The organism is Candidatus Kapaibacterium sp., assembly GCA_023957315.1.
Lineage (GTDB): Bacteria > Bacteroidota > Ignavibacteria > Kapaibacteriales > UBA2268 > PGYU01.
Genome location: JAMLHE010000002.1, coordinates 55,418 through 67,930, shown reverse-complemented (window position 1 = coordinate 67,930; position 12,513 = coordinate 55,418). Strand labels below are relative to the sequence as shown.

Sequence of the window (12,513 nt, the reverse complement as noted above, 5' to 3'; positions counted from 1 at the left end):
TAAATAAATGAATTATAGCACATGCTAAAGAAAACTAAACCAAAGCAAAATTATGTACCTAAAAAAAGAGCTTTACTCGCTAATCCAGTCTGATGAAAGCCTTTTTGATTTTATTCAGGAAAGTTCATTAGACGGTTTATGGTATTGGGATTTGGAGAACCCCGAAAATGAATGGATGAACGCCAAATTCTGGACGGTTTTAGGCTATAATCCCGACGAAATGCCGCATAAATCAAGTGCTTGGCAAAATATTATAAATCAGGATGATTTAAAACTTGCATCAGATAACTTTACCAAACACTGCGAGAACCCAAATTTTCCTTACGATCAGATTGTAAGATACACACATAAAAACGGCTCCACTGTATGGATACGCTGTCGCGGAATGGCAATTCGTGATAAAGATGGAAAGCCCATTCGAATGTTGGGTGCACATCAAGATCTAAGCGATATCAAAAATAGAGAACAAGAGCTTATAGAAGCGAGTGAAAAAGCCCGCGAAAGCCAAGAAAAATATCTCGCCTATTATAATAATTCACCACTTTCATATCAATCGTTGGATGAAAATGGGTGCTTTATTGACATTAACCCAATGTGGTCAAAAACGCTTGGCTATGAAAGAGATGAAGTGATTGGGAAATGGTATGGTGATTTTTTACATCCCGATTACGTGGAACATTTCAGGATGAATTTCCCTGCTTTCAAGAAACGCGGCTACATTTCTGACGTAGAATTTAAACTGAGAAGAAAAGATAATTCATACATTTATGTCTCATTTGAAGGTTGCGTTGGCTACACTCCCGAAGGAGATTTTAAACAAACCTATTGCGTTTTTAAAGATATTACGGAGCAAAAAGCCCTTGAAAATGCTATAATTGCAGCCAAAGAAAAAGCCGAAGAAAGCGAAGAAAAATATAAATTATTGCACGAAAATGCAGGAGTAGGAATTGGTTATTATAGTTCAGACGGAATTATTCTTTCATTTAATCAAATAGCAGCAAAGAACATGAATGGAATTCCCGAAGATTTTATCGGGAAATCAATTTTCGATTTGTTCCCAAAACAAAGTGCGGATTTCTATTTTAATCGGATTCAAAAAGCAATTGTTTCAAACCAATCAATGGTTTATGAAGATTTTGTTCAATTGCCGAACGAAGGAAAATGGTTTTTGAGCACATTTACAAAAATAGTGAATTCACAAAATAAAGTATTTGGTGTTCAAATTATCTCTCAAGACATTTCAGTATTGAAAAATACTGAAATAGAGTTGCAAAGAGCCAAAGAAGAAGCCGAAGAAAGCGAAAGAGAGTTGCAATTTAAAAATGAAGAATACGAAGCAATTAACGAAGAATTGCTACAGACGTATGGTGAATTATTTGTAGCTAAAGAAAAAGCTGAAGCAGGTGAAAGAGAGTTACAATGTAAAAGTGAAGAATACGAAGCAATTAACGAAGAATTGCGACTGACCAATAATGAATTGTTCTTAGCTAAAGAAAAAGCTGAAGCAGGCGAAAGAGAGTTACAATGTAAAAGTGAAGAATACGAAGCAATTAACGAAGAATTGCGACTGACCAATAATGAATTAATCGCAGCCAAAGAAAAAGCCGAAGAAAGCGAGACTCAAACCAAAAGTATTCTTCAAACTGCAATGGACGGTTTTTGGATTGTTGATATGGAATCTAGAATTATTGATGCTAATGAAATGGCATGTAAAATGTTGGGTTACTCCTATGAAGAAATGTTAGAATTGAGAATATCAGATATTGATTCCGTAGAAACTGGGGAGCAAACCCAAAAACGTATATTAGAGATTATTGAAAAAGGAGAAGCCAGATTTGAATCACAACATCGACGCAAGAATGGTAAAACAATAGATGTAGAATTGAGTGTTAAGATGCATCCTGCAAAAAATTTAGCGTTTGTTTTTATCCACGATATTACCAAACGGAAGAAAGCAGAGATTCATCTTCAGGAAATAAACGAAAATCTAATTCAAAAAAACGCGGAAATCAAATTAAACAACGAACGACTTGAAAGCCTGTTAAAAATTTCTCAATATTCTACAAATTCCATTCAGGAATTGTTAGATTTTGCACTTGAGGAAGCCATTAAATTAACCAACAGTAAAATCGGATATATCTATTTTTATCAGGAAACTACACGTCAGTTTATTTTGAATACATGGTCGAATGATGTAATGAAGGAATGCACTGTTATGAATCCGCAAACGGTTTATGATTTGGATAAAACCGGATGCTGGGGCGAGGCTGTGCGACAACGAAAACCCATTGTAATAAATAATTATCAAGAAGTTAATCCAATCAAAAAAGGCACTCCTGAAGGGCATGTTCAATTATTAAAATTCCTGACTATCCCGGTAATTATGGAAGGAAAAATTGTTGCAGTTGCAGGAGTTGCAAACAAAGATACAGATTATGACAATGCCGACATTCGCCAGCTAACGTTACTTATGGATAATGTCTGGAAGATTTCTGAAAAATTGGAATTGGTAAATAACTTGGAAAGAGCCAAAGAAAAAGCTGAAGAAAGCGAAAATAAATTGAAGAGTATATTTCGAGCGGCGCCCAACGGAATTGGCGTTTTAATAGACCGGACTTTCGTCGAAGTCAATCCTAAGGTCTGCGAAATGACTGGATATTCTTCAGATGAACTGTTGGGGCAGGACGCAAGATTTTTATACCCAACACAAGAAGACTATGAGTTTGTTGGCAGGGAAAAGTATAAGCAGATTGCCAAACACGGAACCGGAACAGTTGAAACACGCTGGCAACGTAAAGATGGCAAAATTCTGGATGTTCTTTTGAGTTCTACTCCCTTGGATTCCAATGATTTGTCAAAAGGAGTAACCTTTACAGTGCTTGATATTTCCAAACAGAAAGCCGCACAAAGCGAACTACAGAAACTTTCGAGTGCTGTAACCCAGAGTCCCGATTCGATTATAATTACCGACAAGGAGGGAAAAATTGATTATGTGAACCCAAAATTCACGCAATTAACCGGTTATGAAAAGGAAGAAGTTCTCGGCAAAAATCCGCGTATTTTAAAATCGGGAGAGCAACCGGAATCTTATTATAAAGAACTTTGGGATACAATTTTAGCAGGTAACGACTGGCACGGAGATTTACTTAATAAAAAGAAAAATGGTGAGCTTTTTTGGGAAAGCGCCAACATCTCTCCGTTGGTGAACCATGAGGGAGAAATCACCCATTTTGTAAGTGTAAAAGAAGACATTACGGAAAGGAAAAAAAACGAAGAGTTATTAAAACACCATTCTGAACTTCAGCAAATTCTTTTAAAAATTGCTTCTGAATATATTCATGTTCGTTTAGACGACTTCGAAAAATCGGTAAATGAATCCCTTGAAGAGATGGGCAGGTTTGCAAAGGCTGATCGCGCATATATTTTTGAATATAATTGGGGAAAAGAGCAATTAACCAATACGCATGAATGGTGTGCTGAAAATATTATTCCGCAAAAAAATGTACTTCAGAATTTACCTGTACAAAATCTTCCTATTTTGGTAGAAAAGCATCTACAGGGAGAAGATGTCTTTATATCCGATATTAATTCCCTTCCTGAAGACAGCAATCTTCGTAGAATAATGAAAGAACAAGAGATAAAAAGCCTGATTACGTTACCTATGATGGATGGTAAAGATTGTATTGGATTTGTGGGATTCGACTGGGTAAAAAGCCAACATGAATATTCTGATGAAGAAAAGTTATTGTTGAGCCTTTTTGCGCAAATGCTGGTAAATGTAAAAAGCCGGTTAACCCTAGAACAAAATCTGATTATTGAAAAAGAAAAAGCCGAAGAAAGCGACCGGTTAAAATCGGCATTTCTGGCAAATATGAGCCACGAAATACGCACCCCAATGAATGGCATACTTGGGTTTACTGAATTGTTGCTTGATCCTGACCTAACCAGCGAAGAAAAAGAGGAATACATAAGCATTGTAAAACAGAGCGGGCAGCGAATGTTGAACACAGTTAATGACATAGTGGAAATCTCGAGAATCGAAGCAGGTATTGTTACCGTTGTTTTAAAAGAAGTTGATGTTCAGCAACGACTTGCTGAAATTATACGGTTTTTTACTACCGAAGCCATTAACAAAGGGTTGAAATTGATTTTGGAAAATGAGGTGCCAAAAACAGTTACCGTAATTTCTACCGACCAAAGTAAACTGGATTCCATCCTTACTAACCTGATTAAAAATGCCATAAAATATACCGAATCAGGAATGATAAAAGTGGGTTGTATGATTCAGGAAGACAGCTTGGAATTTTACGTAAAAGATACAGGTATCGGTATTCCCGCCGAACGGCAGCAAGCCATTTTTGAGCGTTTTATCCAAGCTGATATCGTTGATAAAATGGCAAGGCAGGGCTCCGGTTTGGGATTAGCCATTTCTAGAGCTTATGTGGAAATGCTCGGTGGCAAAATATGGGTGGAAAGCGAAGAGAGCAAAGGCTCCACATTCTATTTTACATTGCCATGCACAAGCAAACCGGCTGCGGAAACCATTGACCGCCAACCTAAACCTTTAGAGAAAATCAACGATGTTAAAAAACTAAAAATTCTAATTGCCGAAGACGATAAACCCTCAAGGGATTTTATTTCGATTATAGTAAATGATTATAGTGCGGAGATACTGGAAGCCGGAACAGGAGTTGAAACGGTTAACCTTTGTCGCAACACCCAAGACCTTGATGTCATACTTATAGATATTCAAATGCCTGAAATGAACGGCTACGACGCCACCCGTGAAATCCGTAAATTCAATAAAAAGGTTGTTATAATTGCCCAAACGGCTTTCGCACTAGCGGGAGACATGGAAAAAGCGCTGGAAGCCGGATGCGATGACTATATTACAAAACCAATTTTGAAAGGTAAATTACTTTCACTATTACAAAAGTATTTCAAAAATAATTAAAAGTTGGCAGACAATTAAATAATTATATTATTAGACTTGCCTAACCATTTATTGAGAGTACGTAAATAAATGAGTTATAGACAAGGCTGAAATAAAAGACTAATATGGATAAAGAAACTACATTATTAAAAGAAAGAATTGAAAAGCTTGAAATTGAGAATGCGATTCTTAAAAAAGAGCAAATTGAAATTTCTCAAGCAAAAGAATTGTACTTAAAAATTTTCGAAGAATTTCCTGCTTTGATTTGGCGTTCCCGTTTGGACAAATTATGTGACTATTTTAATAAGACATGGCTTGAATTCACAGGGAGAACAATGGAACAGGAATTCGGAAATGGTTGGGCAGAAGGTGTACATCCTGACGATTTTGATTTTTGCGTACAAACATATGTGACTGCCTTTGACAAAAGAGAAGCCTTTTTAATGGAATATCGCATGAAAAACAAATATGGCGAATATCGTTGGATACGTGATTTTGGGAGACCATTTTACGATTTAGATAATTCCTTCTTGGGATATATCGGCTCATGTTACGATATAACCGAAATCAAAGACAATGAATTAAGATTGATTGAATTGAATGCGACAAAAGATAAATTCTTCTCTATAATTGCTCACGATTTGAAATCACCATTCAATTCAATTATTGGATTTAGCGATTATTTGTTTGAAGAAATTAAAGAGAAAAACTATCACAAAATTGGTGAAATTGCAGGTGTCATATCAAATTCTTCTAAAAAGGCAATGGATTTATTATCCAACTTAATGATATGGTCGCAAATAGAATCCGGTAGAATGCCTTTTAGCCCTAAATACCTAAATATCTCCAATCTTATAAGCGATGTACTTTTGTTAGTAAAATCAACTGCTGAACAAAAAAATATCGTAATTGAAAACCGGATGCCTTTAGATGCTCAAGTTTTTGCAGATAGTGAGATGATAAGTACGGTATTGAGAAATATATTAACAAATGCCATAAAATTCAGCTATCCCGGAGGGAAAATATCAGTTCTATCCTCATTCCACAAAAATGATTTGACAATTACTATAATTGACAATGGAGTTGGAATATCTAAAGAAAGAATTGATAACATATTCACGATAGGTGATAATAATTCAACTCATGGTACTCAAAATGAAAAGGGAACCGGATTAGGATTAATTCTATGTAAAGAATTTATCGAAAAGAATAATGGAAAAATCTGGGTGGAATCAAAAGAGGACCTTGGAACAACGTTTTATTTCAGTTTGCCTACAGAACAAGCAACTTCTAAAAGGGCAGAACAATTAGTTGAGCCGGTAGCTGAAATACATGATGCAACAGATAAAAGGTTGAAAATTTTGGTTGTTGAGGATGATGAAACCAACTATTTGCACTTATCTATCATTTTAAAGAATATTGCAGGCAAAATGCTACATTCATATTCCGGAACAAAAGCTGTTGAAATGGCACAGTCAAATCCTGATATCGATGTTATTTTGATGGACATTAAAATTCCCGGCATGGATGGATACGAAGCCACAATGCAAATTCGAAAATTTAACAAAGAGGTTGTCATTATTGCACAAACCGCTTATGCCCTTCAAGGCGACCGGGAAAAAGCCCTTGCAGCCGGTTGCGACGATTACATCTCCAAACCAGTAAATAAGGTAGATTTGCTGAAATTGATAAAAAAATATTCAGAACATGAAACACTAGTTCTCACTATAAATAATTAAACCGGAAAAAACATGAAAGACAGCAATACAAAAGCCATCACCCCAAAGGATAATCCTGTCATAATTACTGAAGACCAAATCAAGGCATTCGGATGGGTGCACTATTTGCTGCTTGCGCTGCTGCTTATTTTAATTTCTTTTTCGATTGTTAATATTTTATTGCCGCAACTTTTCTGGAATTATACAGATGTTGTCGATTATCCATTACATTCATCAATTGAAGCGGTGGGAGCAATAGCAGCCATATTGGTTGCATTTATGCCTTTGCAGGTGTTATTTGGGAAATATAAGTCCTCTTATATATTCCTTTCTGCCGGTTTTTTAGCTATGGGACTTTGCGACTTGTTTCATTCCTTTTATAAAATAAGCCACGGATTTGTTTTCACCCATAGCATTGCCTTGTTGGCAGGCGGTTTCTTCTTTGCCTTGTTTGTTCTTCCGTGGAAAATAAATGCAGATAAAGTCAAATCTAAGTTATTGCTTGTGGTTGGTAGCATCACGATTTTGCTGGGCATTATATCCTTGCTTAACCAGGATATATTTCCTGAGATGGTTCACAACAATGTGTTTACCCCAACTGCCAACCGGATAAATTTAATAGCAGGATTGTTCTTTCTAATAAGTGCTATTAAAATAATAAGCATTTACATTCAGGAAAAAAATCTGGGAGTACTCCTTCTTCTTTTTACGGCTGTCTCTTCTGCCATTGTAGGTTTTACTTTTCAGTATTCGGAGGCATGGTCCGACAGTTGGTGGTTGTGGCACATTATCCGTTTAATTGCATTTTTGGCTTTTTTGGGTTACTTATTCTTGCGAATTCAAACTATCAATAATGAAAAAAATGAAGCACTACAAATCATAGAAGAAAAACAAAAGCAGTTAATGGAAAGCGAAGAACGCTTTAGTCTAGTAAACGAAGCCACCAGCCATGGTTTGTGGGACTGGGATGTTTTTAATAATGTAGTCTATTTTTCACCCGTCTGGAAAATGCAGGTGGGATACCGCGACGAAGAATTGGAAAATGATTTCGGTAATTGGGTAAAACTCCTTCATCCTGAAGACAAAGAGCGCATGCTAAAAGCAGTGGACGATTACCTGAAAAATCCAAGCGAAAAATTTATCGTCGAATTCCGGTTCCGGCATAAGGCAGGCTATTACGTGTGGATTCACAATGAAGCTGCATCAGTAAAAGATGAAAAGGGAAATGTAACCCGCATGTTTGGCGCGCATACCGATATAACAGCGCAAAAAGAAGCAGAAGAACTCATTAAGCAAAGTGAGAAAAAATTTAAAGGGCTGTTTGAAAACGACCCGAGCGCAATACTAATTGCTGACCCATTAACCGGACTGGTGCACGATGTAAATCCTGCTGCCGAACGATTGATGGAGATGAGCCGCGACGAATTGATCGGATTGCACCAATCGAAACTGCATCCGGAAGATATCATGCAGGAGCAGGTTGAAAAATTCAATAAACTACAGGGGCAACCCAACGTTTCAGTAAATTCCGAAGTAATGACCAAAACGGGCAAACGGAAACAGGTGCAAATAAAAGCCTCCATGGTCGAAATTGAAAAAAAACCCTATATACTCGGTATTTTCCACGATATATCGAAGTTGGTGGAGGGGCAGCAAAAACTGAAGCAAAGCGAGGAGAAACATCGTTCCATTTTTGAATCGGCAACCGATGCCTTTATCATTGCCAGCATGGAGGGCAAAATAGTTGAGGCAAATCCTTCTGCATGTAAAATGTACGGGTATGCATACGATGAAATGATTGGCAAAACAGCTACCGAATTAATACACCCCGACCACCATTATAAATTTTCAGAATTCATTAAAGATATTCAGGATAAAGGATTTTATGAGGGCGAGACAGAGGATGTGCGAAAAGACCAAACCACCTTTTTCACCGAATTTCACGGTTCGCTTATAAACTTCAATAACCAAGTACACATGCTGGCAGTTATTCGTGATGTAAGCGAGAAAAAACAGCAGGAAAATGAATTGATATTAAAAAATCTTGTTTATGAATCTTCTGTTGCAGCTAATAGTACTGCCGATCTTGCAGGGAATTTAACCAGTGTAAACCAATCATTTTTAAATATTTGGGGATACAAATCAGAAGATGAAGTACTGGGACAACCCATTCCAATTTTTATTAAATATGAAGAAGAAGCCGGAAAAATTCTCGCAGGGTTAACTACTGAAGGAAAATGGCAGGGCACTTTTACCGCATTGAAAAAAGACGGATCTACATTTATTGCTCAGGCCAATGCAAGCATTTTGTACAATTCCAATGGTAAAAAAATTGGCTTTCAGTCCTCGGTTTTTGATGTAACGGAAGCTGTCGAATCTGAACAAAAGCTAATAAAGAGCGAAGAAAAATTCCGCAACCTCTTTAATTCAGTTTCCATCCCACTTGCTCATGTTAAGGAAGACGGCAAAATGGAATCCATAAACAATCGCTTCAAAAACCATTTAGGTTATTCTCTCGAAGATATCCCAAGCATTGACCAATGGTGGGAAAAAGCCTATCCTGATAAAAAGTACCGCGAATGGGTCCTGAAAAACTGGGATGAGGCAGTTCAGTATTCCATCGAAAATGGAACCGACATTAAATCGGATGTTTACAATGTAACTTGCAAAAACGGAGAAGTCAGGCAAATAATTATTTCCGGTATTACATTCGGAAAGGATGTTCTGGCAACTTTTATCGATGTTACCGAACAACGAAAAGCAGAAGAAGCCATTATTCGTGAAAAAGAGTTTAGCGAAACGGTTGTCAATGCACTGCCCGGTATATTTTACCTGTTCAACGAAAATGGGAAATTCATCAAATGGAACAAAATGCTGGAGGAACTTTCAGGGTTCTCTCCTCAGGAAATAGCCGAAAAATCGCCACTCGATTATTTCGCCGATTACCATAAAGATATAATCACCAATTCCATTGAGTCTGTGTTTAAAGAAGGAGAATCTTCCGTTGAGGGAGATTTGATGGTGAAAGGCAAAACCCCCACCCCATTCTACTTTACCGGACGTACCATTGAAATTGAAGGAAAACCGCATTTATTGGGTGTTGCCCTCGATATTTCGCAGCGTAAAAAAATCGAAAAAGAAAAAGAAAAGGCACAGGAACAACTAAAAGTTTCGATAGAAAACCTCCGGCGCTCCAACGAAGAACTGGAACGTTTCGCTTATGTGGCATCGCACGATTTGCAAGAGCCGCTGCGCATGGTTGCAAGTTATACCCAATTGCTCCAGCGCCGCTACAAAGGACAATTGGACGAACGCGCTGATAAATACATTTATTATGCAGTGGACGGCGCCAACCGTATGCAAAATCTGATTAACGACCTGCTCGACTTTTCGCGCATCTCCACCCGCGGCGATGAATTCACCCAAACCGATACCAATGAGGTGGTGAAAAATGCCTTAAAAAACCTTCATGCGCGGATAGATGAAACCGGCGCCCAAATTAAAATTGGAAATTTACCGCTAATTAATGCCGATTCCTCGCAAATCGAGCGCTTATTCCTGAACCTTATCGGCAATGCCTTAAAATTCAGCAAGCCCGATGAGAAACCGCTTATAGAAATTAATGCCCAAAAGCAAAAAGAGAAGTGGTTGTTCAGCATTAAAGACAACGGGATTGGTATTGATGAAAAATTCAATGAGAAAGTATTCGTTATTTTCCAACGCCTACACGGTGCTGCTCAATATAAAGGTACCGGAATCGGATTGGCTATTTGTAAAAGGATTGTTCAGCGGCACGAAGGCGAAATTTGGTTTGAATCGGAAGAAAACAAGGGAACAACATTTTTCTTTACACTAAAAAATTAAATTGAATGAGATATAATCATAAACCATTAAAAGGGAATTATCATGAATGACAAAAAAATTGAAGAACTAAAACCGATTGACATCCTGCTCGCTGAGGATAGCCCGGGAGATGCGGATTTAGCTAAAGAGGCTCTGGAAGAGAGCAAACTGAAAAACCAGTTGCACGTTGTTGTTGACGGACAGGAAGCTCTGGATTTTCTTTACAAAAAAGGAAAATACCAGGATGTGCCACGTCCTGATTTAATTCTGCTCGATTTGAATATGCCCAAAGTGGACGGGCGTGAAGTGCTGAAAATTGTAAAAGAAGACGAAGATCTAAGAAGCATTCCAATTGTCATCCTCACAACATCGAGAGCGGAGGAGGATATTTTGAAAACTTATAACCTTCATGCGAACTGTTATATCTCCAAACCACTCGACCTCGATAAGTTTATTGAAGTGGTTAACTCCATCGAAAACTTCTGGATAAGCATTGTGACGCTGCCCAAAAAATAAAATGGCAAGTAAAGCTAATAATTATAATATTTATAGACCAAGGTAACCAAAATAAAAAAATGAAGAAAAATCTCAAAATTCTATTGATAGAAGACAATCCCGGTGATGCAATGCTGATTGAAGAACTTTTGCTGGAAAGCAAACGATTCACTTTTAGCATTTCTATTGCAGATACATTAAAGGCCGGTCTTGAACTGGTAGAAAAAGATGATGTTGATATTGTTCTGCTGGATCTTGGGTTACCCGACAGCCAGGGGCTGGAAGCTGTAGAAAAAATGGTTGAAAAGGTCAAGCATCTTCCTATTGTGGTTATTACAGGGCTTGACGATGATGACACAGGTCGGAAAGCAATTAATATGGGAGCACAAAACTATATTGTTAAAGGATTAAACAATACCCGTTTAATTACAGATTCAATTATGCATGCAATTGAGCGAAACAATATCCTGCTGCAATTAAAGGAAAAAGATGCGGAGATGGTGAGGATAAACGCCCAATTAATGGAGACCAACCATGCCAAAGAACGTTTAATCGCTTTAATTTCCCACGATTTAAGGGGACCGGTAAAAACTGTTGTTTCTTTTCTTAAATTACTGGTTGAAGATTATAATGATTTTGATGATGAAATGAGAAAGCAGGCAATGAACTCATGCCTAAACAGTGGAAACATTGCGGTGGAATTAATGGAAACACTCCTCGATTGGGCACGCTTGCAATCGGATGAGAAAAAAATATATCCAAAAATAGCAATGCTGAAAACTTTTGTCGATAATTCAATGGAACCTATTTGGCCAATGGCAGCCCAAAAAAATATCACCATCAGCAATCTAACTTCAGATAATCTCTCATTTTATGCCGACACAGATATGATTGCAACGGTTATGCGTAACCTGTTAACCAATGCTGTAAAATTTACACCTCAAAACGGAACTGTCACTATAAAATCAGAAAAAACAACAAATGGAGGAGTGATTATTTCTGTTGAAGATACAGGAGTGGGAATAAAAGAAGATGACATCAATAAAATTTTTGACATCACCGCAGGATTTACCACACTTGGAACTAACAACGAAAAAGGCAGTGGGTTTGGGATGATACTTTGCAAAGAGTTTGTGGAGAAAAATAACGGGAATATCAAAATAGAAAGTGAATTAGGAAAAGGAACAAAAATATGCTTTGAGTTACCGGTAATGAGTAAACAAGGCTTCAATGAAAAAAACTAAGAAAATGAAAGATATCACAAACTGCTTATGGACACTGAAAGCTTGGCAGACAATTAAATAACTAATAACAAAGCACATGGCTATAACAAGGTGTATAAATAATTTGGCAGATAGTGCGTTCCCGAGCATTTCAGCTCGTATCAAAAGTAGTTGTAACTGGTCAATTTCATGACGGTCTTGCTTTCGCAATCGCTATAAATTTTGAAATTAAGAAATATTTCCTTAGATTTGCGTATCATTTATCGAGAGTACATAAATAAATGAGTTGTATGGGCAATTA

The 12,513-nt window shown here is 37.3% G+C and carries 5 protein-coding genes; all 5 read left to right on the top strand.

The window, feature by feature from the left end; all coding sequences use genetic code 11:
- The first annotated feature begins 52 nt into the window (after positions 1–52).
- The 5 genes from M9949_02055 (at position 53) to M9949_02035 (ending at position 12,233) form a co-directional block, all read left to right on the top strand.
- Positions 53–4,954, top strand: a complete 4,902-nt coding sequence (locus tag M9949_02055; protein MCO5250188.1) for a PAS domain S-box protein — start codon at positions 53–55, stop codon at positions 4,952–4,954.
- Between the two features lie 104 nt (positions 4,955–5,058).
- Positions 5,059–6,672, top strand: coding sequence for an ATP-binding protein (locus tag M9949_02050; protein ID MCO5250187.1), 1,614 nt, complete (start codon positions 5,059–5,061; stop codon positions 6,670–6,672).
- A 12-nt stretch (positions 6,673–6,684) separates the two neighbouring features.
- Complete coding sequence (locus tag M9949_02045) at positions 6,685–10,515, top strand: PAS domain S-box protein (protein MCO5250186.1); 3,831 nt, start codon at positions 6,685–6,687, stop codon at positions 10,513–10,515.
- 42 nt (positions 10,516–10,557) lie between these two features.
- Complete coding sequence (locus M9949_02040; protein MCO5250185.1) at positions 10,558–11,010, top strand: response regulator; 453 nt, start codon at positions 10,558–10,560, stop codon at positions 11,008–11,010.
- 59 nt (positions 11,011–11,069) lie between these two features.
- Positions 11,070–12,233, top strand: a complete 1,164-nt coding sequence (locus M9949_02035) for a hybrid sensor histidine kinase/response regulator (GenBank protein MCO5250184.1) — start codon at positions 11,070–11,072, stop codon at positions 12,231–12,233.
- The last annotated feature ends 280 nt before the right edge of the window (positions 12,234–12,513 follow it).

Excerpts from the sequence above, each read along its gene's own strand:
- M9949_02055 (MCO5250188.1), top strand. The coding sequence starts at position 53 with ATGTACCTAAAAAAAGAGCTTTACTCGCTAATCCAGTCTGATGAAAGC.
- M9949_02050 (MCO5250187.1), top strand. The coding sequence starts at position 5,059 with ATGGATAAAGAAACTACATTATTAAAAGAAAGAATTGAAAAGCTTGAA.
- M9949_02045 (MCO5250186.1), top strand. The coding sequence starts at position 6,685 with ATGAAAGACAGCAATACAAAAGCCATCACCCCAAAGGATAATCCTGTC.
- M9949_02040 (MCO5250185.1), top strand. The coding sequence starts at position 10,558 with ATGAATGACAAAAAAATTGAAGAACTAAAACCGATTGACATCCTGCTC.
- M9949_02035 (MCO5250184.1), top strand. The coding sequence starts at position 11,070 with ATGAAGAAAAATCTCAAAATTCTATTGATAGAAGACAATCCCGGTGAT.